Origin of the sequence: Brevundimonas vancanneytii, from assembly GCF_901421975.1 — a bacterium.
Classification (GTDB): domain Bacteria; phylum Pseudomonadota; class Alphaproteobacteria; order Caulobacterales; family Caulobacteraceae; genus Brevundimonas; species Brevundimonas diminuta.
In genome coordinates this window covers 588506-611209 of the sequence record NZ_LR588407.1, presented here as the reverse complement: position 1 = coordinate 611209, position 22704 = coordinate 588506, and the positions used below count along the sequence as shown (strand labels likewise).

At 67.1% G+C, this 22704-nt stretch carries 18 protein-coding genes and 5 pseudogenes; 9 read left to right on the top strand and 14 right to left on the bottom strand.

What is annotated here, in order from left to right; all coding sequences use genetic code 11:
• Nucleotide 1: 1 nt before the first annotated feature.
• The 6 genes and pseudogenes from FGL25_RS03005 to FGL25_RS02980 form a co-directional block, all read right to left on the bottom strand.
• On the bottom strand, nt 2–1582 hold the full coding sequence (locus FGL25_RS03005) for a DUF4153 domain-containing protein (protein WP_138140907.1): 1581 nt from the start codon (nt 1580–1582) through the stop codon (nt 2–4).
• Between the two features lie 268 nt (nt 1583–1850).
• Nucleotides 1851–3200, bottom strand: a complete 1350-nt coding sequence (locus tag FGL25_RS03000) for a hypothetical protein (RefSeq protein WP_138140906.1) — start codon at nt 3198–3200, stop codon at nt 1851–1853.
• Between the two features lie 18 nt (nt 3201–3218).
• Nucleotides 3219–4373 (bottom strand): TonB-dependent receptor domain-containing protein, encoded by a 1155-nt coding sequence (locus tag FGL25_RS02995; protein ID WP_252969990.1) that lies wholly within the window; start codon nt 4371–4373, stop codon nt 3219–3221.
• Between the two features lie 86 nt (nt 4374–4459).
• Nucleotides 4460–5832, bottom strand: a protein-coding gene (locus FGL25_RS02990) for an IS3 family transposase (RefSeq protein ID WP_095046155.1) whose coding sequence is annotated in 2 segments (ribosomal slippage) — nt 4460–5475 and nt 5475–5832 — 1374 coding nt in all. Because the reading frame shifts where the segments join, the coding sequence is not laid out codon by codon here.
• 41 nt (nt 5833–5873) lie between these two features.
• Entirely contained in the window at nt 5874–7793 is a 1920-nt protein-coding gene (locus FGL25_RS02985) for a TonB-dependent receptor plug domain-containing protein (protein WP_138140904.1), read from the bottom strand.
• Between the two features lie 48 nt (nt 7794–7841).
• Nucleotides 7842–9188, bottom strand: a pseudogene (locus FGL25_RS02980) (dicarboxylate/amino acid:cation symporter).
• Between the two features lie 261 nt (nt 9189–9449).
• Here FGL25_RS02980 and FGL25_RS02975 point away from each other — a divergent pair.
• The 3 genes from FGL25_RS02975 (at nt 9450) to FGL25_RS02970 (ending at nt 12609) form a co-directional block, all read left to right on the top strand.
• Complete coding sequence (locus tag FGL25_RS02975) at nt 9450–10748, top strand: sensor histidine kinase (RefSeq protein WP_252969989.1); 1299 nt, start codon at nt 9450–9452, stop codon at nt 10746–10748.
• An 80-nt stretch (nt 10749–10828) separates the two neighbouring features.
• The gene (locus FGL25_RS17215) at nt 10829–11269 is read left to right on the top strand and encodes a sensor histidine kinase (protein ID WP_252969988.1); all 441 of its coding nucleotides are present in this window, start codon (nt 10829–10831) and stop codon (nt 11267–11269) included.
• Nucleotides 11269–12609 carry a sigma-54-dependent transcriptional regulator gene (locus tag FGL25_RS02970; RefSeq protein WP_138140903.1) on the top strand — a complete coding sequence of 447 codons (1341 nt, stop codon included), beginning with the start codon at nt 11269–11271 and terminating at the stop codon, nt 12607–12609. Before FGL25_RS17215 ends, FGL25_RS02970 begins: the two co-directional genes overlap by 1 nt.
• 207 nt (nt 12610–12816) lie before the next feature.
• Here FGL25_RS02970 and FGL25_RS02965 read toward each other — a convergent pair.
• The 4 genes and pseudogenes from FGL25_RS02965 to FGL25_RS02950 all read right to left on the bottom strand — a co-directional run bounded on the left by FGL25_RS02965 (nt 12817) and on the right by FGL25_RS02950 (nt 15341).
• A pseudogene (locus FGL25_RS02965) lies at nt 12817–13390 on the bottom strand (HNH endonuclease).
• A gap of 153 nt (nt 13391–13543) precedes the next feature.
• Nucleotides 13544–13873 (bottom strand): ASCH domain-containing protein, encoded by a 330-nt coding sequence (locus FGL25_RS02960; protein ID WP_252969987.1) that lies wholly within the window; start codon nt 13871–13873, stop codon nt 13544–13546.
• A gap of 91 nt (nt 13874–13964) precedes the next feature.
• A pseudogene (locus tag FGL25_RS18080) lies at nt 13965–14627 on the bottom strand (trimeric intracellular cation channel family protein).
• 61 nt (nt 14628–14688) lie between these two features.
• Nucleotides 14689–15341, bottom strand: a pseudogene (locus FGL25_RS02950) (DNA-3-methyladenine glycosylase family protein).
• A gap of 137 nt (nt 15342–15478) precedes the next feature.
• Here FGL25_RS02950 and FGL25_RS02945 point away from each other — a divergent pair.
• The 3 genes and pseudogenes from FGL25_RS02945 to gluQRS all read left to right on the top strand — a co-directional run bounded on the left by FGL25_RS02945 (nt 15479) and on the right by gluQRS (nt 16863).
• Nucleotides 15479–15730, top strand: a complete 252-nt coding sequence (locus FGL25_RS02945; RefSeq protein WP_138140902.1) for a type II toxin-antitoxin system ParD family antitoxin — start codon at nt 15479–15481, stop codon at nt 15728–15730.
• Complete coding sequence (locus FGL25_RS02940; RefSeq protein WP_003165920.1) at nt 15727–16014, top strand: type II toxin-antitoxin system RelE/ParE family toxin; 288 nt, start codon at nt 15727–15729, stop codon at nt 16012–16014. Before FGL25_RS02945 ends, FGL25_RS02940 begins: the two co-directional genes overlap by 4 nt.
• A pseudogene (gene gluQRS, locus FGL25_RS02935) lies at nt 16011–16863 on the top strand (tRNA glutamyl-Q(34) synthetase GluQRS). The gene FGL25_RS02940 and the pseudogene gluQRS overlap by 4 nt, the downstream one beginning before the upstream one ends.
• A 13-nt stretch (nt 16864–16876) precedes the next feature.
• On the opposite strand, the gene fliE reads toward gluQRS, so the two are convergent.
• Genes fliE through flgB form a run of 3 tightly spaced genes read right to left on the bottom strand, consistent with a single transcriptional unit; the run spans nt 16877 to nt 18066 of the window.
• Nucleotides 16877–17200 carry a flagellar hook-basal body complex protein FliE gene (gene fliE, locus FGL25_RS02930; protein WP_003165922.1) on the bottom strand — a complete coding sequence of 108 codons (324 nt, stop codon included), beginning with the start codon at nt 17198–17200 and terminating at the stop codon, nt 16877–16879.
• Nucleotides 17201–17213: 13 nt separating this feature from the next.
• The gene (gene flgC, locus FGL25_RS02925; protein ID WP_003165923.1) at nt 17214–17648 is read right to left on the bottom strand and encodes a flagellar basal body rod protein FlgC; all 435 of its coding nucleotides are present in this window, start codon (nt 17646–17648) and stop codon (nt 17214–17216) included.
• Nucleotides 17649–17661: 13 nt separating this feature from the next.
• Complete coding sequence (flgB, locus tag FGL25_RS02920; protein ID WP_003165924.1) at nt 17662–18066, bottom strand: flagellar basal body rod protein FlgB; 405 nt, start codon at nt 18064–18066, stop codon at nt 17662–17664.
• 152 nt (nt 18067–18218) lie between these two features.
• On the opposite strand from flgB, the gene FGL25_RS02915 reads away from it, so the two are divergent.
• The 3 genes from FGL25_RS02915 to FGL25_RS02905 all read left to right on the top strand — a co-directional run bounded on the left by FGL25_RS02915 (nt 18219) and on the right by FGL25_RS02905 (nt 19710).
• Nucleotides 18219–18497 carry a FliO/MopB family protein gene (locus FGL25_RS02915; RefSeq protein WP_046652103.1) on the top strand — a complete coding sequence of 93 codons (279 nt, stop codon included), beginning with the start codon at nt 18219–18221 and terminating at the stop codon, nt 18495–18497.
• On the top strand, nt 18494–19309 hold the full coding sequence (fliP, locus tag FGL25_RS02910) for a flagellar type III secretion system pore protein FliP (protein ID WP_138140901.1): 816 nt from the start codon (nt 18494–18496) through the stop codon (nt 19307–19309). The genes FGL25_RS02915 and fliP overlap by 4 nt, the downstream gene beginning before the upstream one ends.
• 122 nt (nt 19310–19431) lie before the next feature.
• Entirely contained in the window at nt 19432–19710 is a 279-nt protein-coding gene (locus FGL25_RS02905) for an HU family DNA-binding protein (protein WP_003165927.1), read from the top strand.
• Nucleotides 19711–19784: 74 nt separating this feature from the next.
• Here FGL25_RS02905 and FGL25_RS02900 read toward each other — a convergent pair whose 3' ends face one another.
• Complete coding sequence (locus tag FGL25_RS02900; RefSeq protein ID WP_138140900.1) at nt 19785–22628, bottom strand: tetratricopeptide repeat protein; 2844 nt, start codon at nt 22626–22628, stop codon at nt 19785–19787.
• Nucleotides 22629–22704 lie beyond the last annotated feature (76 nt).

The following is a 22704-nucleotide window of genomic DNA, read 5'->3' as shown; positions in this document are numbered from 1 at the left end:
ATCAGGCTCCGGCTTCAGAGGTCAACTGGGAAGCGATAGGCGCCGAGGACGGCGCCATCGTGGGGACAGCTACAGCCGCCGGAACGATCCAGCCGTCGCAGTCACGCTGTCCCGGGATCGGCGTCGTCAGGGGCTGATCTGCGGCCAGACGCGCCACACGCTCCAGCCGCCGCGCATCCCGCCAGCGCCAGCTCCGCCACTCGGCCTGATGGGCTTGCATCGTCGCCATCTGACGGGCGCGGACAGCGGCGACGCGATCCCGAAACACGGGGTCTGAAGCACGCTGTTCCAGCTCGAACAGAGAAGCCAGAGCCGCGCCGTTCAAGCTGTCCAGATAGCAGAGGTCGAGTTGCGCCCCTTGGCCGTCGATCTCACGGGCATGACGGACGTTCCAGTATGCAGCCACCGCCCCCAGATCGACGGCGCTGACGATCCCCAACACCACCAAGGCGACGCCGGCGTTGGCGTTGATCAGCCAGTTGGCGCTCTTGTTCGCCAGCAGACGCCAGCAGATCAGGCCTAAGCCGACGCCGACCAGCACCATCCAAATCATGGCCGCGAGGCGGAACCGGGTCAGGGAATAGACCTCGATATAGTCCGCCGTTCGCAACAGGCTGGAGGCCACCAGAAGCAGGTTCTGCCCGACCCAGAGCATGACCAGTCTGCGAACCAACGGCCGCGTGGCCGTCTCCGACCCCGGTCGCAGGAAAACCAGGACGAACATCCCCGCCAGCAGGGCTGTAACGATCAGCGGATAGGCGCCGCGATGAGCGTACTCGGCCAGGCTCACGCCCTCGGGCAGGGTCGCGCCGCTCCACAGAAAGGCCAAGTCCAAACCGTTCTGCACCGCGAACAGCAGGTTGAACACCACCAATGACAGAGTGATCGAAGCCGCTGCGCCGCCAGGAACGGCGCGTCCCTGCAGCGACGGCAGGGCCATCAGTCGACGGCGCCAGCGCGGACGAAGGATACCTCCGATGGCGATGGACGCCCCCAGCCAGAAGATGACCCTGCTTGCAGTCTCATCCGCCAGCGTCGGCAACCGCAGCCGCGCCAGCAGTTCGCCGATCAGGGGGTTGGCGCTGGCGAACAGGCCCAGGAAGATCGTTCCGCCCAGAACCGGCAACAACAGAAGACGCATCGCCCCCGGCAGGTTGGGCCCACGTCCGCGCCTCCGGTTGCCCCGGCTCAGGCGAGAAAAATCAATCCACGGCCCGGCAAGCGCCACCGCAGCATGAACGACCAGCCTCTGGCACCAGCGCCAGGTCTCCTCGCCGCGACGAACCCGCGCCGACTGCATCGCGACCATCAGGGCCAGACCGAACAGCACCCAGGTCAGAAAGCCCGGCCGATCGATCATCACCAGGGCCAGAGCCGTCGCGGCCCCCGCCGCCGCCAGCCCCCGCCGATCCCTGATCCAGCCCTTGCGAAAGAGAGCGGCAGCGCCCAGCCACGAAAGAGCGAAGAAACCTAGGGTCGCGCCGGGCCGATGCACGAAGAACAGGGCGTCAGCCGCGGCAATGAGCAGCCCCCCTAAGGCGACCTTCATCCAGAAGGAGGATCGAAGAGATGAGATGGACACAAACGGACAGCGCCTCCTTTTCAGAGACGTCCTTGTGGCCACGCAGCATCAAGCCGCGATGATTGAACAGTCCAGCTTCATGGCAGAAGCCGTGCAGAACCGGTGCAGACAGACATCAGCTCACCACCCGAAAGTAGAGGTTCGGCGGGGTGACCGCGTGATGCCGGCTTCCTAACCCGTCATGGGTTCTTGGCGCAGCTTTACACCACCAAGAGGAACCTTGCCGAAGCTTAACTTTGGAGACGAGGGCCGCACCTCTACAGGTTGCTCACCTCAGCCGGAAGCCGCCCTTCAAACGGCCAGCAACCGGCCGATACTGTTCATCGAACAGGCACGCCCCCGCATGCCGAAAACGAGCGGCATCACAGAACGCAGCCACAGACGCCGCGTCGGGTGTGGCGCCTTGGTCGATCCAGGCCATCAAGGCGTCAAAGACTGCGACATACTCCGGCGGACTGAGCGCGCTGTGCTCGGCCTCATTGGTAAAGGTCTGGACGAGAAGCTCCGAACGTCCCGCCGAGGCCACCCGATCACGGTAGGCGGCCTGATGCCAGACGAAAGCCGTCGGGTCGTCCTTGCCGTGAATGGTGATCGTCGGGGCCACGATCAGTCCCGACAGGTCGGCGTCGTAGGCCAGGCGCGCAACCGCCATCGGGTCCGCCGCGAACCGTTCGACCCCCGCGTTCAGCGCCGCATCATCGTGCGAGCCCTGATAGACGGTCCGGCTGTTGTCGAACGGATTGAGGCCGTCCAGGCGCTTCTGCACTAGGTCCTGAAACAGGAAGGTTCCCCAGGCCAGGTGAGAGACAAGCTGGCCCTCGCCTATGCCCACGACGTTGAGGATGTCGGCCAGGCGCTGCGTCTGCTCCGGCGAGCGTTCGGTCTCAGCCAGGCCGACGCCCGTGCAGGCCTTCACCCGCTCGGCCAACTGGGCGCGGGTCAGGCGGACGCCTTCGGGCAGACCCTGCCAGACCGGATACTGCGCCTCGTCGGGCGCGGGATGGTTCTGGCAATAGTACTGATAGACCGCACGCAGATCGGCGCGGAACCTGTAGGCCTCGGTCCCGCCCGCCAGGACGCCGCTGGTCAGGACCACGCCGTCCCACACCACCTGCCCCTCGGCGTCGCGCGCATAGAGCTCTGCCGCCTTGGCCGCGACATTGCCGCCCCAGGACTGGCCATGAAGAATGGTGCGACGCGGTCGTCCGAAGGCGTCCCAGAATATCTGGCGCAGATCGTCGGTGTCCTCGGCCGCCATGCGTACGCCATAGCCGCCTCGGCGATAGGTCGACCCCGCCCAGGCGAAGCCCTCCTTCACCGTCATGGAGAAGCGCTCCAAGTCCTCCAACGGATCGTCAGCCCTGGGAGCGCCCGTGCGCGGCCCGCCATGAGCGTGGACGATCAGCGAGCCGTTCCAATTCTCGGGCACGGCGATCCAGTAATAGCCGCCCTTGGCCGCCCGCCCCGACCAGCAGCGCGCCTGCTGAGGAAGGAAATCGGGACAGACGGCCAGGGCAGGCGCCGGCGACGAGGCCGCAGGCGCATCCTGGGCGGCGGCGAAGGGCGCGCCGGTCAGCGTGACGGCGGCGGCCGCCGCCAGCATCGAAAACAGACGCATCCCTATCGCCTCCTCAGATCAGAACGACTTGGTGGCCGTAACGTACCAATAGCGGCCCCACGGGCTGTGCACCGAGCCGCGATAGCCGTTGTCAGCCAGCGGCGGCCCCTGATCCGTCAGGTCGCGGACGCCCAGACGCAGGCGCGTCTCGGCCGGGAATTCATAGTCGACATAGGCGTTGACGGTCTGGCGGGCGTCGACGACCCACGGCTCGCCCGCGGCGCCCAGCAGGCCGGGCTGCTGAAAGTCGCTGATGTACTGGGTCGTCATCCCTGCGCGCCAGGGGCCCTTGCGCCAGGTCAGGCTGGCGTTGAGGCGCCATTCTGGACGCCCGTTCTGCCCCACCAGTTGCGAGGAGTCCGGCAGGGTCGTGCCGACATTGATCGTTCCGGCCTCGCGGGCGGCGTACAGCTCATTGACGATGTCGCCCGGATCGCGCGTGAATTCGTCCAGCTTGCTGGCGTTTACATTGACGATGAAGGTGCCGTACTTCGTGCGACGCAGCGACCAGTTCACGGCCAGGTCCAGCCCGCTGACGGTCTGGGGCTGCAGGTTGATGAAGCGGTCGTTGATCGAGACCACCTCGCCCACCGGCGTCAGGCCCGTGCCCTGGAACAGCAGGATGTCCTCGGGCGTCGGCGCGCGACGGTTGACGAGCGGATTGGAGCCGCCCTCGACGCGGTTCAGATAGTCCAGCGCCAGGGCCGTCTGGGCGCCCAGCAGGCCCACGATCTTCTCCTGCTCGATCCGCCACTTGTCGACAGTGAAGGTGAAGGCGCCGAAACGCTCGGGGATGAAGGAGGGCTGAAGCACCAGGCCGTAGGAGGTGTTGGTGCTCTCTTCCGGCTCCAGGTCCGGGTTGCCCGCGACCAGCAGGGAGGCGCCCGAGGTGTTCTGCGCGCACTGCGAGAAGTTGCTGATGCGGCCGGCGCGCAGATCGGCCTCGCAGCGGACATAGTCCGTGCCGCTGGCCAGACGGGCGTATTCCGTGGCGTGGGTCTGCTCCAGGTTCGGCGCGCGGAAGCCCTGAGAATAGGAGCCGCGGACCCGCACGCCGGGCACGACGTCCCAGGCCGCGGCGATCTTCGGCTTGGCCACCGAGCCGAAATCGGAATAGTGCTCATATCGGCCCGCCAACTGCACATCCAGCTGATGAACCAGAGGAATGTTCATCTCGGGCGAGACTGTCCGTCGTCGAAACATTTGGCGCAGGTTTGGCGTGGCGTTAACGGAGAGCGGGCCTCGTCAGGGGTTGGCTTTTAGGCGGCGAGCTTGCGGTGCTGCAAGCGGCGATGTTCGATGGTCTGTTTCTTGATGGCGGCGCGCTGGGCGTGGATCTGCCGATCGCGGCCAAAGTAGGCATCTGCGGGCGTCACATTGCCCAGGCTTTCGTGATAGCGCTGGTGGTTGTAGTGCTCGATGAAGGCTTCGATCTGGGCTTCGAGATCGCCGGGCAGGTAATAATTCTCCAGTAGGATGCGGTTTTTCAAGGTCTGGTGCCAGCGCTCGATCTTGCCCTGTGTCTGGGGGTGAAAGGGGGCGCCGCGCACGTGGCTCATGGACTGGGCCTCGATATAGGCGGCCAGTTCGCCCGCGACATAGCTCGGGCCATTGTCCGAGAGCAGGCGCGGCATGTGCAGCACGGTGGCGCTGTCACAACCTGATGCGGCCAGCGCCAAGTCCAGCGTGTCGGTGACATCGCCCGCCGTCATGGTGGTGCACAGCTTCCACGAGATGATGTAGCGGGAATAGTCGTCGAGCACGGTTGAGAGGTAAACCCAGCCCCAACCGATCAGCTTGAAATAGGTGAAGTCGGTCTGCCACATCTCGTTTGGTCGCATCGTCTTGGTGTGGAACTCGTCGCGGGCCTTGATGACGATATAGGCTGGGCTGGCGATCAGATCCTGTGCCTTGAGCAGGCGATAAACCGTGGCCTCGCAGACAAAGTACTGCTTCTCATCGGTAAATTTGGTGGCCAACTCGCGGGGCGAGAGTTCGCTTTCCTCCAGCGCCATGTCGATGATCTGTTTGCGCACATTCTCGGGCAGCCGGTTCCATACCCGGCTTGGCGCCGAGGGGCGGTCTTCCAGCGCCTCAGGCCCACCATCAAGGTAGCGGGCATACCAGCGGGCAAAGGTGCGGCGTGGGATGCCCAGTTTCTCCAGCGTCTGTCGGGTGGGCAGATGGGATTGCTCGACGAGGCGGATGATCTCGAGCTTTTCTGCGGCGGGATACCTCATTCTTGGTCGCCCCCATCCGCGATCATGCTTTTTTTAAGCAGGCGGTTCTCGAGCGTCAGGTCGGCCACGCATTCCTTGAGAGCCAGTGCTTCACGGCGCAGATCCTTGACCTCGTCACTGGTGGCGGCACGGGCCGTGTCCCCGGCCAGACGGCGTTTGCCAGCCTCAAGGAATTCTTTTGACCAGGAATAATACACGCTCTGGGCGATGCCTTCGCGGCGGCACAGTTCAGCGATGCTCTCCTCGCCGCGCAGGCCTTCGAGCACGATGCGGATTTTATCCTCGGCCGAGAAATGCCGGCGTGTGGCACGGCGAATATCTTTCACCACCACCTCGGCGGGCTTCTTGGTGGGCTTGGCAGCCAATTTTGGGCTGGAGGGATTGGGTCTCATCTGCGTTCCTTACGTCACTGCGACGAGACCCAATCCCTCCATTATCCGCAACCCCAGATCTGTGCCAAAGGCGCTGACGCCGAACAGGGCGAGACCACCGGCACGGCGAACTCGACATAGGTCGAGAAGACCTCGCGGCTGCCCGAGGTGTCGGGGTTGGGGCTAACGGCCGAGACGTTGGACAGGCTGGTCTCGCCGCTGACCATGTCGGTGAAGGTGTAGGTGCCGTCCAGATTGGCGTCGCGATCGTCCTTCTGGGTCTCGCGGCGCGCCTCGACGCCGAAGGCCATGCCGACCGGCCCGCCCGGCAATTGGAACAGATCGCCGCGCGACAGCTTGAAGTCCGCCATGGTCAGGGTCGTGCGCGACACCCGGCGCAGGTCGAAGACGATGGCGTCGATCGCCGCCTGCGAACTGGGCGAGCAGTCGCCATAGCTGGTGGTCGCCACACAACCGCCGCTGAAGGGGTTGTAGGCGTCGGGCGTCGACAGGGCCAACTGCTTCTGCAGGGCCGTCATATTGACGTTGGGCGAGACGTCCTCGGCCTCGGCCTCGGAATAGACGACTGCGGTCTCCCAGTTGAAGCCCCGCCACTCGCCTCGCAGGCCGCCCAGCAGACGCGCCTGGTAGTTGTCGACCTTCACCACCTGGAAGCCGGTGTCGACGAAGCGATAGTTGGTCATCAGCACCGGCAGCCCACCCGCCGGCACGCCGGTCAGACCGGGCAGGCGGTTCGGGTTAGCGGTCCCGTCGGCGAAGGTCAGCGGACCGAACGGATTGTAATAGTTGGCGGCCGGGATCCAGATCTTGTTCAGATTGACCACCGGCGGCTGAACGGCGCGGCTGTGGGCGCTGTAGTAGCCGATCTCGCCGAAAGCCTCGACGCTGTCGGTCAGGTCGTAGCGCCCCGTCAGGAACAGATTCATCCGCTCGACTGACGGGCGAACCGTCGTCTCATGCCGAGTGTCGTAGCGCATGTCGCGGTTGGTGGTGTTGAAGTTGTGGTTGCCGCTGGACAGGCAGATGTCGCCGCCCGTGTCGATCCCGCAGCCGAAGCTGGACGGCTGGAAGCGGAAGGCCCCGGCGGAGTTAGTCACCGCCACGCCGTTCGAGCGGATCACCGGGCGCGAGCCGACCGACAGGCGCGCCCACGGCGTATGCGAGGAGCGGCCGTCCAGCGACTGGACGTCGGCGAAGTCGGGATGGTCGGCGAACAGCGGACGCAGGTCGTCCGACCGTGTGAAGTCCTGATCCGAGGCCCACAGGGCGGTGCGCTGGGCGTAGTTGGCGAACAGGGAGACGTTGCCGCGATCGAAATTCTTGCCCGTGAACAGATTGAACTCGGTGTCGCGCATCTGCGTGCCCTCGGCGCCGCCGTAGCGGGCGCTGACCGTCAGGCCGTCGATGTTGTCGCGCAGGACGGTGTTGACCACGCCCGCCACCGCATCCGCGCCATAGATGGCGGCGGCGCCGTCCAGCAGGACCTCCAGCCGCTCAAGCCCCGACACGGGGATGGCGTTGGAGTTGTAGCTCAGCACCGGCACCGTGCCGGTGTCCGACGTGCCCTGGCTGGTCGGGTGCTGGACCAGACGACGACCGTTCAGCAGCACCAGGGTGTTGCCCACGCCCAGAGAGCGCAGGTTGACCGAGTTCACATCGCCGCGCGCCGAGTTCGAAGTCTGGGGATTGTTGGCGGAATCGAACAGGACGTCGCCCATCTGGGGGATGGTCCGCATCAGCTCGTCGCCGGTCGTGGCGCCGGTGGCCTCGATCTGTTCGCGATCGGCCACCACCACCGGCAGGGCCGCCGTGGTGCGCGCACCGCGAATGTTGGTGCCGACGACGACGATGTCATCGACTTGGGTCGCTTCCACAGGCGTTTCCTGGGCCGTAGCCGCGCCGGCGAACAGCACCGCCGTGGCGGTCGTCGCCATCAAGGCGATCTTGGTTTGCTTCCTCATGGGTTTCCCTCCCTTGCGCCGCCTGTTCCGGCGGTCGTGTCGTTGAAATCAGTCGTCGGCGAGGACCAGATCGTCTCCTGGTCCGGCAGCGGGGTTCGGGGGCGCGGCCAGCGGCTGCGGTCCGCCGTCCAGCGCGGCCTTCAGCGCATCACGGTCCAGCTCGCCTTCCCACCGGGCGACCACGATGGTGGCCACGGCGTTGCCGATGAAGTTGGTCAGGGCGCGGCACTCGCTCATGAAGCGGTCGATGCCCAGGATCAGGGCCATGCCCGCCACGGGCACCGAAGGCACCACCGACAGGGTGGCCGCCAGGGTGATGAAACCCGCGCCGGTGATCCCCGCCGCCCCTTGGACGACAGCATGGCCACCAGCAGCAGCAGCACCTGATCCTGAAGGCTCAGGTCGATGTTCAGCGCCTGGGCGATGAACAGGGCCGCCATCGTCATATAGATGTTGGTGCCGTCCAGATTGAAGGAGTAGCCGGTCGGCACGACCAGGCCGACCACGGACTTGGCGGCGCCCGCCCGCTCCATCTTGGAGATCAGGCTAGGCAGGGCGGCCTCGGAGCTGGAGGTGCCCAGCACAAGCAGCAGCTCCTCCTTCAGATAGCGGATCAACTTCAGGATGTTGAAGCCGTTGGCGATGGCGACCAGGCCCAGCACGCCGACGACGAAGATCGCGGACGTCAGGTAGAAGGTGGCGATCAGGGCGAACAGGTTAGCGACCGAGGCGATGCCATAGGCGCCGATGGTGAAGGCGAAGGCCCCGAATGCGCCGATCGGCGCGGCCTTCATCAGGATGGCGACCAGCTTGAAGAAGGCCGCGCTGACCGACTCCAGAAAGGTCATCACCGGCTTGCCCCAGATCGCCGATCATGGCCAGGGCGATGCCGAACAGGATGGAGACGAACAGGACCTGCAGGATGTTGCCCGTCGAGAAGGCGCTGACGACGGTGTCGGGGATGATGCCGGTCAGGAAGCCGACGATAGTGCTCTCATGGGCGGCCTGGGCGTACTGGGCCACAGCGCCGTCATCCAGAGTGGATGGATCAATGTTCAATCCGTGGCCCGGACGCACGACATTGGCGACGATCAGGCCCACGATCAGAGCCAGGGTCGAAAACACGAGGAAGTAGCCGAACGCCTTGGCCGCCACCCGGCCGACACGGCCGATGTCGCGCATCCCTGCGATGCCCGTGACGATGGTCAGGAAGATCACCGGAGCGATGACCATCTTCACCAGCTTGATGAAGGCGTCGCCCAGCGGCTTCAGGCTCTCGCCGAAGGTCGGCCAGAAGTGGCCGATGGTCCCGCCCAGCACGATGGCGACCAGCACCTGGAAATAGAGATGCCGATAGAAGGGGCGGCGCGCAACGGCCGCCGTCTCTGACGCGATAGGGATCACGAAGGTCGCTCCTGACAGCGAGCCAAGACGCTCGCGGATTTCCTCGGCGTGCTCTTCGTCACGCTTGCGCCTTAGTCTGCGCCAGGGGTCGCGGGCGACCAACAAGCTGACAAACAGCCGTCAGCACATTGATATATTTATATTTTTTATGATCTTGAGATTATTTTCAGGACTGACTGTGCGAAAACCCACTCCTAAATATGTCTTGTTTGTGCGAAATATCGCACAAGTCTCATGCCCCGCTCGCCCCCTATGCGCACGACGAATCCTCTCCATCTAAGAAACCGCCTGGCCCTGGCGCTGCTGACGTTGGCCTGGCTGATGGCCGGCCTTGCTGGAGCTTACGCAGCCGGCGAGACGGCGCGCCGGAGCGCCGAAGCCGCACTGGCCCGCCAGGCGGAGAACGCCGCCGCGCTGCATGCAGCGGTTCTACGCAGCGAGCTTGAGAAATATCGATCTCTTCCCCTCGCCCTGGCCACGGACCCGGACGTGGCTCGTCTGCTGAACGCGCCTGACGACGTCGATACGACGATGCTGAACCAGCGGCTCGAAACGCTGGCGGATCAGACGCGCGCCTCGGCCATCTACGTCATCGCCGCCGACGGCGTGACCCGCGCGGCCAGCAACTGGCGTCAGCCGATCAGCTTCGTCGGAGCCGACTACAGCTTCCGCCCCTACTTCATCAAAGCCATGCGCGAAGGTTCGGCCGAGTTCTTCGCACTGGGCACCGTCAGCCGGACGCCTGGCCTCTTTCTGGCCCGACGCGTTTCGAATCCGAGCGGACGCGCCTTGGGCGTGGTCGTGGTCAAGGTCGAGTTCGACGCCCTCGAGGCCGAATGGCGCGCCTCAGGCGAACCCGCCTATGTGGCCGACCCCGGCGGCGTGATCCTGATCACCAGCGTCCCGGCCTGGCGCTTTCGCACCCTGCGCCCGATGGACGCCGCCAGCCGCCGGCTGACCCTAGCCGATCAGACCCTGGGGCACGGCGCCTTGACGCCCCTGAACTTCCAGACGCCGGCGGACGGACGCTCCCGATTGGTCGACGCTCCCATCGACGGCGTCGTTCGCCACTGGATGCACGCCTCGTCCCAGACCGCAACCGCAGGCTGGACCCTGCATCTGCTGGCGCCGACGCGCGGCGCGATCGAGACGGCCGTCGCCAACGCCCGCGCCATTGCGGCCCTGATCATCACCCTCGTCTTCGGCGTGCTGGCCGTCCTGTTGCGCCGCCGCCAGCAAGCCGCCGCGCGCCATCGCGCGGCCGAAGCCGCTCGTCAGGATCTGGAGCACCGCATCGCCGAGCGCACCCGCGATCTCAGTGAGGCCAACGAAGCGCTGAATCGTCAAATCGAGGAAAGAATGCGCGCCGAGGCCAGCCGCGAGGCTCTACGCGACGAATTGGTTCAGGCCGCCAAGCTGGCCGCGCTGGGCCAGATCGCCGCCGGCGTGGCCCATGAGATCAACCAACCCGTCGCCGCCATCCTCACTCAGGCCGAAACCGCGGCCGCCTGGCTGGAGCGTGATCAGGCCCCCAAGGCGGCCGCGCACTAAGCCGCATCGGCGATCTGACGACCCGCATCGGCGCCATCACCCAGGAACTGCGCGCCTTCTCCCGCAAAAGCCAGCCCAGGGTGTCGTCAGTCTCGGTCAACGAAGCCGTCGACGGCGCCCTGTTGCTGCTCGGCGGCCGCTTGCGCCAGGGCGGGGTCCGCCTGATCCGGCACAAGGCCCCGGACGCCGTCGTCATGGCGGACCGCTTCCGACTGGAACAGGTCATCGTCAACCTGATCCAGAATGCGCTGGAGGCGTTGGAGGACATTCCCAACCCCGCCGTCACCCTGTCCGTCAAACAAATAGGAAGCCAGGTGGAATTGATCGTGGCCGACAACGGCCCCGGTCTGTCCGAAGCGATCCGTGACCAGCTCTTCACCCCCTTCGTCACCAGCAAGGCCAATGGACTCGGTCTCGGACTGGTCATCAGCCGCGACATCATCGCCGCCTTCAAAGGCGAGTTGAATCTGCGCCCCAGCGACGTCGGCGCCGTCTTCGTCATCACCTTGAGGAGCGTGTGATGAACTTTCCGCGTCTCGACGCCGTCGCCTTGATCGAGGACGACGACGACTTTCGCGCCGCCTTGGTCGAGCGACTGGAACTCGCGGAGCTGACGGTTAGCGCCTTCCGCTCCGCAGAAGCGGCCCTGGCCGAGATCGACGCCGATTTCGCCGGCGCGGTCGTCACCGATCTGCGCATGCCCGGCATGGACGGCCGCCAGGTGCTGAGTCGGCTGCAAGCGCTGGATTCCACCCTCCCCGTCATCCTGATCACCGGCCACGGCGATATCGCCGAGGCGGTCGCCGCCATGAGCGCCGGCGCCTACGACTTTGTGGCCAAACCCTTCGCCTTTGAACGCCTGCACGAAAGTCTGAAACGGGCGCTGGAAAAGCGCGCGCTCGTGCTCGACAACCGCCGCCTGACCGCCTTGTCGTCCGAGGCGGGTCTGGAATTGCCGCTGCTGGGCGAAAGCCGCGCGATCCGCGCCTTGCGCGCCACCATCGCCCAGATCGCCGACGCGCGACTGGACGTCCTAATCGAGGGCGAGACGGGCTCAGGCAAGGAAGCCGTCGCCCGCGCCCTTCATTATAAGGGTCGCCGCCGTCCCCAGCCCTTCGTGGCGGTGAACTGCGGCGCCCTGCCCGAAGGCCTGATCGAGAGCGAACTGTTCGGCCATGAGCTCGGCGCCTTCGCTGGGGCTATGCGTCGCCGCGTCGGACACGTCGAACGCGCGCACAACGGCACGCTCTTCCTAGACGCTGTCGACACCATGCCCTTGTCCGTTCAGGTCAAGCTGCTGCGCGTACTTGAGGAGCGCGAAATCCACCCTGTCGGCGCCGCCGCCCCCCGGGTCGTCGACCTTCGCGTTCTCGCGTCTTCCTCCGGCGATTTGAGCGAGGCGGTCGCCCAAGGACGAGTGCGTGAAGACCTCTATTACCGCCTCAACGCCGTGCGCCTGCGCATGCCGCCGTTAAGGGAGCGCCGGGAAGACATTCCACTGCTCTTCGCCAGCTTGCTGGCGCGCGCCCAGGTCGGCCCTGACGGCGTCCCCCCCGTCATCACGGACCAGATTCGCTCAAGGCTTCTGGAAGCCCCCTGGCCCGGCAATATTCGCGAACTATCCCACTTTGCGCAGCGCTTCGCCCTAGGCCTGGAACACCATGCCCAGAGAGACGACGAACCAGAGAACGGACTTGCCGAGCGCCTCGCCCGCTTCGAACGCCGCATTCTTCAGGACACTCTGGAAACCTTCGGCGGGGACATCGCCGAAGCCCTCCTGCACCTAAAAATTCCGCGCAAGACTCTCTATGACAAGCTCAAACGGCACGGCCTGAAACCAGCGACGTTCCGTCGCCGCTAGCGCTTCTTTCCAGAGACGAGGCGTAGCTTCTTAAAACACCGTGCCCCCTATGATGGAAGACTTCGAGGCGTCAGCAGCGGACATTGGCGCGACGACGAGAACCGGACCTTCCGAGGAGCGCCGGGCGCTCACCTCAAGCAATCACTTCCTGCATCTTTGCGCTACAAAAACAGTTACTTAGGCACCCAACGGAAAGACCGATAAACCCTAAGGCTCCAGCTCGATGTCCCAGTAGAGGTAGTCGAGCCAGCTCTGGTGCAGGAAGTGGGGCGGGAAACGCCGCCCCGCCTGCTGAAGCTGCCAGGCGCTGGGCTGGTGGGCGGTGCGGCGCAGAGGCATCTGGGCCTGACCGGGCGTGCGGCCGCCCTTGCGCAGGTTGCAGGGACCGCAGGCGGCGACGATGTTCTGCCACGTCGTGCGCCCCGCCGCGCGAGCGGGGGATGACATGATCGAAGGTCAGATCCTGGGACGTGCCCGGCTCGCCGCAATACTGGCAGGCGAAACCGTCGCGCAGGAAGACGTTGAAGCGGGTGAAGGCCGGCTTGCGTCCTGATCCACATAGGACTTCAGGCAGACCACGCTGGGCAGCTGGCATCTCCAGCGAAGGACTGCGCACGACCTTGTCATAGGTGGCGACCACGTCGACGCGATCCTGCCACACGGCCTTGACCACCTCTTCCCACGGCCACAGCGACAAGGGGAAATAGGACAAGGGCCTGAAATCGGCGTTCAGCACCAGGGCTGGAAAGCCGGACGGCGGGCGGGACAGGACCTGCATCAGGCCCTCCCGCTCATACGGGGGGTTATCGACGCGACAGGACTGAAGACACGTCTCCTTCCTTGGTCTGATGCGAAAACCCTACGCCTGATTCCCCCCGCATCGCCATGACGGATACGACGCGTTTTCGTGACGCCGTCGTTCTTGACGCCTCCGTCAGAAGACCTCGACCAGCTCGAAGCGTTCGCAGACCACCTTCATGCCCGGCGCCCAGGTGCCTTCGCGACGGTAATAGGCCTCATGCGCGTCGCGCCACCATTCGTAGGTCAGGTCGCCCTCTCCCTCGGCGCGGGCGAAGTCCTCGCTGACCTGCTCGAAAGGCATGATCTCGACCTCGGTCGTGCGGATCGCACAGCGAGGAGCGCCGGCGCCGTCCAGAATGACGCTGATCTCTCCCACGGTCGGCATGATGTCGGCCTCGCATGACGCCAGCGACGAACAGGTCGCGCGCTTGCCGCCCGCCAGCACCAGGGCCAGCAATTCCATCGGCCAGTTCGGGGCTGTCGCCAAAGGGCCAACGGGGCGCGGCCGCATAGGCGGGGGGAATATCGTTCATCTGCGTTCTCGTCGGTTGATTTCAATATCGCGAAGCGGCGGTCGGGAAGGCGGGCAGGCTCCAGCCCCACTTCAGGGCGCCGGCGCGCACGCCGAACCCGGCCACGACGGCCACCGCCACGGCGGGCCATGTGGGCAGGCTCACGGCCTTCAGCCCGACGAACAGGGCCGCCGACACCAGGGCGGCGGTGATGTTCAGTTCGCGCCGCAGCAGGATGGAGGGCTGGTGCGCCAGCACGTCGCGCACGATGCCGCCGAAGCAGGCCGTCAGCACGCCCATGACGATGCAGATCAGCGGGCGTCACGCCATAGGAGGCCGCCTTGGCCGCCCCCATGACGCCATAGGCCGCAGCCCGACCGCATCCAGCCACAGCAGGGCGCGGAAACGCCACGACCGCGCGCCCAGCATCCAGAAGCCGACGGCCGCCACCATGCAGACGGCGACATAGCGCCAATCCTGCACCCAGAAGACCGGCGCTCCGATCAGCAGGTCGCGCAGGGTGCCGCCGCCCATGCCTGTGACGGCGGCGAAGAAGGCGAAGGTCAGGACGTCATGCTTCTCGCGCGCGGCGGCCAGGGCGCCGGTGGCGGCGAACACGGCCACGCCCGCGAAATCCAGCAACGGCAGAACCGCAGCCGGACGAACCAGGTCTGCGCCCGCGATCGGCTCCAACATCGTCATCATCCCCAGGGCGCCGCGCGGCGCCGTCTTCGGGGTCGCCCCCAACCTTCATCAATGCCGAAGGCTAGAGGCCTTCGTCCAGCGTGATCTCGCCGCGCCGAACGCCACCATACCACCCCCAGAGCAAATGCGCCGCCACCGCGCGATGCGGGCGCCAGATCTCGGCGCGGGCATAGGCCTGTTTCTCGTTCGGACGGGCCTCGGCGCGGTCGGCCCAACGCATGGCTTCCTGAAGCGCCACGTCGCCGCCGGGAAAAACGTCCCCTCGCCCCTCGCAGAACATCAGGAAGGTCTCGGCCGTCCACTTGCCCACCCCTTGATGGCGACCAGGGCGGCGATAGCCTCGGCGTCGTCCAGCCGCTCCAGATGATCGAAGTCGATGTGACCCTCCGCATGGGCGCGGGCGATCTCATGGCCGTATTTCGCCTTCTGCCCCGACAAGCCGAAGGTGCGCAGCGTCTCCACATCGCGCGCCAGCACGGCCTCGGGCGTCACCTGCCCGTCCAGCCCCTCGACCACCCGCTTCCAGATCGAGGCCGCGGCCGCCACCGACACCTGCTGCTCGACGATCATGCGGAACAGGCCCTCATAGCCGCCGGTCCGCAGCCGCCATTCGAACACGGGCGTCGAGGCGTGCGCGCGCGCCAGCGCCGGATCGGCGGCGGCCAGGGCCTCACGGGCGGCGGCGACGGAAGCGGGAGACGGAGCAAGGGCCATGAGGCCATGCTAGCCTTCCGCCTCATCCCTCGAAAAGAGACGTTCGCCGCCCGGTTCTGACCACGGCCGGAAACCGCCACTCATGGAGCTCTGGCGCACCGGCCCTCTAACATCTATTATTAGAGCAGGAGATCGCCATGACCATGACCGTCGAACTCGGCGCCCTGGAGCAGGTCGTCGACAATCTGGTGAAGCAGGGGCGCTACGGCTCCAAGAGCGAGGTGCTGCGCACGGGCGTCCGCCTGGTTCAGGAACATGAAGCGCGCCTGGCCGAACTGCTCGGCAAGCTTGAAGCGGGCGTGACCGAAGCAGAGCGCGGCGACGTCGTCTCGCTGAACACGGCGGCCGAGAGGCTGCGTCAACGCTTCGAGCCTTCCGCCCCGGAATGAAGGTCGTTCTGACCCGCCTGGCCGAGTCGGATCTGGCTCAGAGCGGCGACTGGATCGCGCGCGACAATCCGCGCGCCGCAGGCCGCTGGATCGAGAGCGCGCTGACGGAATGTGAAAGCCTGTCCGCCAACGCCGAGCGCTATCCGCGCATCGGTTTCGCCGATCTGCGCAAACGCCCCTTCGGCGACTATGTGATTTTCTATCGCGTGACGGATCGGGTCGAGATCATCCGCGTGCTGCACGCCGCCCGCGACTGGGCGTCGCTGCTAGGCGACGCGCAATGACGTTCGTCACCCGCTTCGCCCCTTCCCCCACCGGCCGCCTGCATAAGGGGCACGCCTTTTCGGCCCTGACGGCGTGGCGGGCCGGCGAAGGAGGCGGGCGGGCGCTTCGTGCTGCGGATCGAGGATATCGACCCAACGCGGTGCCGACCGGAATTCGAGGCAGGCATCTATGAAGACCTGGCCTGGTTGGTGCTGGACTGGGAGACGCCGGTGCGGCGCCAGTCCGATCACCTGGCCGACTACGCCGCCGTGGTCGAGGCGCTGGACCGGCGCGGCCTGCTCTATCGCTGCTTCCGCACCCGCAAGGAGATATTGGACGCCATCGGCGACGCCCCCCACGGCCCCGCCGAGGCGGCGCGCCCCGGTCCGCATCCGGCCGAGGAAGAAGCCCGCCTGCTGGCCGAGGGACGCCCTTTCGCCTGGCGACTGTCGCTGGAGCGGGCGAAGGAGGCGCTGGGCGGCGCGGTCTGGACGCACTCAGCTTCATCGAGGAAGGCTCAGGCCCCGATGGCGAGACCGGCCGGGTCAAGGCGCGGCCCGAAACGGCGGGCGACGTGGTGCTGGCGCGCAAGGACGCCGGGACCGCCTACCATCTGGCCGTGACGCACCGACGACGCCCTGCAGGGGATCAGCCACGTCATCCGGGGGCAGGATCTGTTCGAGGCGACGCATATCCAGCGGCTGATCCAGGCGCTGATGGACTGGCCTGCGCCCGTCTATCGCCACCACCGCCTGCTGGCCGGGCCCGACGGCCGCCGCTACGCCAAGCGCGACCGCTCGGTCACGCTGGCGGAACTGAGGGAGGGCGGCCTGACGCCCGAGGCGCTGAGGGCGGAACTGGGGTTCTGACCGCAAAGCGCCGTCAGATCGGCATCCGCATGATTTCCTGATAGGCGGAGATCACCTGATCGCGCACCGCCATGACCGTCTCCAGCGAGGCCTCGGCCGAGGAAATGGCCGTGACGACGTCGATCAGATTGCCCTGCCCCTGGACCGACTGAGCCATCTGCGTCTCGGCGGCGCGGGTCTGCTGCGTCGTCTGGGTCATGACGTTCTGCAGCAGGTCGGCGAAGCCTCCGGCCGCGTTCGGGCCGGTGCTTGCAGCCGCATTGGCCGAGGTGGCGACATTGACGCCGCCCCCGCCCTGAACGGCGGCGTAGGCGCGGGCGGCCATGATGGGGTTCATGCCCTAGACCCTCTTACTTCTTGATGATGTCGAGAGTGCGGGAGTCCATGTTCCGCGCCGTCTCGATGACGTTCAGGTTGGCCTCATAGGCGCGCTGCGCCTCGCGCATGTCCATGGCCTCGACCAGAGTGTCGACGTTGGGCCGCTGGACATAGCCCTCGGCGTTCGCCGCCGGGTGCGAGGGGTCGTAGTCCATACGGAAGTCGCTCTGGTCCGGCCGCACCTCGGCGAGGACCACGCCGGTCGCACCGTCGACGTTGCGGGCCTGAAACACCGGGGTCTGGCGGCGATAGGGCTGGCCGCCCGCGACGTTGGCCGTGGATTCCGCGTTGGCGATGTTTTCGGCGATGATGCGCATCCGCGACTGCTGCGCCTTCAGCGCGCTGGAGGCGACGGCCATGGCGGTGTTGCGCGGGGTGACGGGACGGCCGTTGATCGGATCAGGCATGGCTCACTCTCCCTCAGGCCGCGGGCTTCTTGGCCGCCAAGCGGATCATCTGCATCGACTTCTGGTAGAAGCCGATGGCGGCGTCATAGGCCATGCGGCTCTCGGCCATCTTGAGCATCTGCTCCTCGACCACGACCGAGTTGCCGTCCAGCGTGGTCTCGGAATCCGGGGCGCGGGTCGCCTCGAACCGCGCCGCCTGGCCGGGCGGCGAGATGTGCCGGGCGTTGGTCGTCGTCATGCGCAGGCCGCCGCCCGTCCGCATCGCCTCGGCGAAGTCGGTCGGCGTCTTCAGGTCGCGGGCGACATAGCCGGGAGTGTCGGAGTTGGCGACGTTCTGGGCGATCACCCGCTGGCGGTCGTCCAGCCAGCCCAGGCGGCCCTTGATCTGATTCAGCAGCGGCAGGTCGGTGACGGACACGCGAATCCCTCGGACGGTGATCGGCAGAATTTGCCGCCTGCATGGTTAATATCTCGTATCCCTAAACGCGCCGTTAACCACGTCCGTTGAAACATGCCCCCGAAGCGCCGCGTCCGCGCGCCGCCGCCGTATGCGTCTGGGGCTGCATCCGCATGAACTTCCTCGATCTGTTCCGGGCGATCTTCGGCCTGGCCATCACCCTGGGCATCATCGGCCTGGCCGCCTGGGCGGCGCGGCGCTATGCGCCCGAGATCCTGGCCCGTTTCCAGGGGCCGCAGGGCCAGGTGCGGCGCATGAAGGTGGTCGAGACCCTGGTGCTGGACCCGTCGCGCCGCCTGGTGCTGATCCGCGTCGATGACGAAGAACGCCTGATCCTGCTGGGCGAAGGCCGCGAACTGATCGAGCCCCGCCAGCCGGGAGGCGTGAAATGAAACGCCCCGCCCTGTTCGGCATGCCGACCCGCGACGAGCTGAAGCGCGCGGCCCTGCTGTCCCTGATCACCACCGCCCTGTGCCTGATCTGGCCGCTCGGCGCCCTGGCGCAGGAGGCGGCGCAGGGCGGATCGGCCATCAACATCGACCTGGGCAGCGGCGCCGGCCTGACGCAGCGCGTGGTGCAGCTGGTCGGGCTGATGACGGTGCTGTCGCTGGCGCCGTCCATCGTCATCATGACCACCAGCTTCGTGCGAATCGTCGTGGTGCTGTCCCTGCTGCGCACCGCGCTGGGGATTCAGCAGTCGCCGCCGAACGCCGTCCTGGTGTCCCTGGCCCTGTTTCTGAGCGCCATCGTCATGGGTCCGACGTGGCAGGACGCCTATGATTCGGGCATCCGCCCCCTCATGGATCAGCAGATGGAGCTGCCTCAGGCCTTCGATGCGGCGTCCGAACCGGTAAAAACCTTCATGCTGGCCCAGGTGAAGCCGGACGACCTGGCGTTGTTCACTCGCCTGTCGCGTGTGGAGGCCCCGGCCGACGTGCAGGATCTGCCCCTGCGCGTGGTCACTCCGGCCTTCATGATCAGTGAGTTGAAGACCGCCTTCACGATCGGATTTCTTCTTTTTGTTCCGTTCCTTGTGATCGATCTGGTGGTCGCCAGCGTGCTCATGTCCATGGGTATGATGATGCTGCCGCCGGTGGTGGTCAGCCTGCCCTTCAAGCTGATCTTCTTCGTGCTGGTGGACGGGTGGCGACTGGTCGCCGGAAGCCTGGTCGAGAGCTTCCAGAGAGCCTCCGGAACCGGATAAATCCCCAGCCTGCAAGGCCTGCGCGCCGATGCGCACTTGCCAAGCTCCCCAAAACCGTCGTTGATCCCCCGGTCCTCGTCCGGCGCTTCTTTCCGGGCGACCACCATTGGGAAAATACCCTCATGACCACTCAAGCTGAACTGATCGCCGCCGTCGCCAAGGACGCGGGCGTTTCGCAAGCTGACGCCGGCAAGGTGCTGACCGCCATTGTCGAAAACATCCACAAGTCGCTGAAGTCGGGCGGCGACGTCCGCATCTCGAACCTGGGCGTGTTCGACACCGCCGAGCGCGCCGAGCGCGAAGGCCGCAACCCGGCCACCGGCGCCACGATCAAGATCCCGGCCTCGAAGGCCGTGCGCTTCCGCGTGTCGAAGCCGCTGAAGGACGCCGTCAACGGCTAAGCCTTTAAGGCGCGTTCGATCCTCCTTGCGGGGATAGACGCAAAAGACCCCTCTCCCGTCGGGAGGGGGGTTTTTTATTGGGCGGCGCCGCTCTTAGCCCGGAACTCGGCCTTGGTCTGAGCGATCCAGCCGGCGTAGGCGTCGGCCCCGGCGCTGAGGGCGGCGAAGTCCTGCGGGCGGCCCGAGCCGTCGGCGCCGTCCAGCCCCGCCAAAGCCACCCGAATCGCGCCGGGCGAGCGCGCGCCCTCGGCGAAGCGGGCGTAGTTCTTCGACAGTCGGTTCAGCGCGGCCGCGTCGCGCGCCAGGGAATAGCCCGCGCCTGCACGGATCAGGCGCGTCTCCTCGACCTCGCTGAGCGGCACGGCCGTCTCCTTCCAGCGATCGCCGAGGCGCTGTTCATAGAGGGTGGCGGCCGCCCCCCACTGTTGCTGCTTCCACAGGATGTCGGCGCGCACGTCCCGCGCGGCGGGCGAGGCGTCCTTGCCCAGCACCTCCAGCGCGTGATCGTAGCGACCCAGCTCCATCAGGGCGCGAGCCTCCAGCGCGCGGCGCTCCAGGTTCATCGCCGTCGGCAGCAGGGTCGTGCGCGACGACCACAGGGCCTTCAGCGCCTCTTCCGGTTGGCGGTTCATCAGATAGACGGCGGCCAGATTGGTCGAGACCTGGGCCTTGGCCACCCCGTCCAGTCGGTTCTCGGCCTGATACTTCAGCAGCTCAGCCGCCTGATCCAGCAGGTCGACGTCGATCAGGCGTCGGGCCAGGCGCCGCACCATCTCGTCGCCGTCGGCGCCCACAGGCGTCAGTTCGCGGAAGTCGAAGAACAGGGCCAGGGCCTGCACCGGCTGCAGGCCGTCGGCCGCGCCTTCGAGGAACAGGGCGCGGAAGGCGTTGTCGAGATCGGCCTGAAGCCGGTCGCCGCCCGGCAGAGTGACGATCTTCGACCCGGCCGTCTTCAGCGTGGTCAGCGCCTCGCGATAGCGGCCCTGCGACAGATACAGTTCGCCCAGGGTGCGGATCACGGCCAGCTCGGTCGCATCCCCGCGCCAGCGCCATTTCAGCGCCTCCAGCTGGGCGGCGGCGGCGTCGGCCTTCAGCGTCCCCTTGGCCATCTCCAGCTTGATGACGCCCAGACGCGCGGGCGTGGCGATGCCGTCCAGCGGGGCGCGCGCCACCGCCTTGTAGATCGCCAGGGCGCGGTCGGGGTTCTGATCCAGTTCGAACAGCCGGGCCTGCACCAGGCGGGCGGTCAACTGGTCGGGGGCCGAGACGTTCGGTTGGCTGAAGACATAGGCCAGCAATTCGCGTGCGGCGTCAGCGTCGCCGGTCTCTACCGCCGCCATGGCGTGAGCGGCGCCGAAGCGGGCGCGCCATTCGGGGGCGAAGCCGTCGACCACGCCCGCCCCGGCCGCAAACAGCCGCCGGGCGTTGGCCCAGTCGCCCTGCTGGGCGGCGATATAGCCCTGCCACACCTTGGTCGAGGGATCGCCCGCCAGGGCGCCGGACGAGAAGTCGGCCTCGGCCTCGGCGAAGCGGCCGATGGAGGCGCGGGCGGCGCCGCGCAGGCCGCGCACCTCGGCCACGCCCTGCATGGCGGGGGTCTGCTTGATCAGGGCGTTTAGCACCCCGACCGCCTCGAACCCCAGACCGTGCCCGACCAGGAAACGGGCGTAAGCCAGCCGCGCCTCAATGGGCGCGCGCGGATCGTCGACGGCGCGGCCGCTCTCGCGCTCGGCGGCGTCCTGAAGGGCGCGGTGGCGGGCGGTGAAGCCGCCCTCGCCCGCATCGGCGGACCAGTCGGCCAGGATCAGGGCCGGGCGCGACGCGGCGCGCGGCGCGTCGCCGCCTTCGGTCGCCGCCTCCAACCCGGCCGTGGGCGAAGACAGGGTCAGGCCGCGCGGCCGCGTCACCGTGACCAGGTCGCCGTCGGCGGTGACGCTCAGATCGTCGGTCGGCGTCTCGATCGCCAGGCCGTGGGCGGTGGGCAGGAAGCCCGCATCCACCGTGCGGCGTGCGGTCTTCAACCCCTTGCCGGGGGCCAGGGCGGTGACGGCGGCGAAGCGGTCGCCGATCATCGGGTCGGTCAGCCAGACGGTGCGGGTCGCCCCGGCCATGCGCGCGGTCAACGACGCCTTGACCGCGTCGTCGCGCTCGATGTCCACCCCGCTGGGCGAAGGCGCGGTTCCGCCGATGGTCACGACCCAAGTCGAGCCTTCGGCGCGGGCGGCCACGGCCTGGCCCGGCTCGACCGGAATGCGTACGGCGGTGAAATCGGGTCCGGCGGCCCAGCGGGCGCCGTTCAGCCCTTCACCCTTCATCTCCATGCGGGCGGCGTGGTCGAAGACGGCCCAGACCGCCTCGCCGCGCCGGAAGACGGCGGCGCCGACCGGCCCGTTCCAGGCGAAACGCATCACCGTCTGCTGGCCCTTGACCTCGGCCGCCACCGGCACCGCCCCGCCGATCGGCACGGGCGAGGGGCGCGAGCCGTCCGCCCGCGCGCCCGGCGCATAGAGGTTCAACCAGACGGCGCCGTCGGCGATCCCGCTGGTCGCGCCCGCCCCCTCGGCCAGGGTCAAGACCAGTTCGGTCGCCCCCTGGGCGGCGCGGGTCTCGATCTTCTCCAGCCCCTTGGGCGGATCGACGCGCAGGCGGCTGACGTCGGGGGCGGCGGTCGTGCCGATGCGGACCACGACGGTGCGGCCGTCCTGGCGCACCCGCGCGCGCGATCCCACGACCCCGGCGAACTCGATCTTGGTGAAGCCTGCGTTGGCGCCGATCCGGATCTCGACCGGCGCGCCCGCCTGACGCTGTCCTTGGGCCAGCGACGGCGCCGGAGCCAGGGGCGCGAAGACGACGACGCCCGCCGCGGCGGCCGCCACGGTCGTCTGCAGAACGCGCTTCTTGGCGGGGGCCCCGGACATATCGCGCGCATGCTCGCGCGAAGGGCTTTAATCGCGGTTAACGGGGCTTGAATCGCAGAAAAACACAACCTTCCCA

Coding starts and splice junctions, on each gene's coding strand:
- FGL25_RS03000 (WP_138140906.1), bottom strand. CDS start 3,200: ATGCGTCTGTTTTCGATGCTGGCGGCGGCCGCCGCCGTCACGCTGACC.
- FGL25_RS02995 (WP_252969990.1), bottom strand. CDS start 4,373: ATGAACATTCCTCTGGTTCATCAGCTGGATGTGCAGTTGGCGGGCCGA.
- FGL25_RS02985 (WP_138140904.1), bottom strand. CDS start 7,793: ATGAGGAAGCAAACCAAGATCGCCTTGATGGCGACGACCGCCACGGCG.
- FGL25_RS02975 (WP_252969989.1), top strand. CDS start 9,450: ATGCGCACGACGAATCCTCTCCATCTAAGAAACCGCCTGGCCCTGGCG.
- FGL25_RS02970 (WP_138140903.1), top strand. CDS start 11,269: ATGAACTTTCCGCGTCTCGACGCCGTCGCCTTGATCGAGGACGACGAC.
- FGL25_RS02960 (WP_252969987.1), bottom strand. CDS start 13,873: ATGGAATTGCTGGCCCTGGTGCTGGCGGGCGGCAAGCGCGCGACCTGT.
- FGL25_RS02945 (WP_138140902.1), top strand. CDS start 15,479: ATGACCATGACCGTCGAACTCGGCGCCCTGGAGCAGGTCGTCGACAAT.
- FGL25_RS02940 (WP_003165920.1), top strand. CDS start 15,727: ATGAAGGTCGTTCTGACCCGCCTGGCCGAGTCGGATCTGGCTCAGAGC.
- fliE (WP_003165922.1), bottom strand. CDS start 17,200: ATGAACCCCATCATGGCCGCCCGCGCCTACGCCGCCGTTCAGGGCGGG.
- flgC (WP_003165923.1), bottom strand. CDS start 17,648: ATGCCTGATCCGATCAACGGCCGTCCCGTCACCCCGCGCAACACCGCC.
- FGL25_RS02915 (WP_046652103.1), top strand. CDS start 18,219: ATGAACTTCCTCGATCTGTTCCGGGCGATCTTCGGCCTGGCCATCACC.
- fliP (WP_138140901.1), top strand. CDS start 18,494: ATGAAACGCCCCGCCCTGTTCGGCATGCCGACCCGCGACGAGCTGAAG.
- FGL25_RS02905 (WP_003165927.1), top strand. CDS start 19,432: ATGACCACTCAAGCTGAACTGATCGCCGCCGTCGCCAAGGACGCGGGC.
- FGL25_RS02900 (WP_138140900.1), bottom strand. CDS start 22,628: ATGTCCGGGGCCCCCGCCAAGAAGCGCGTTCTGCAGACGACCGTGGCG.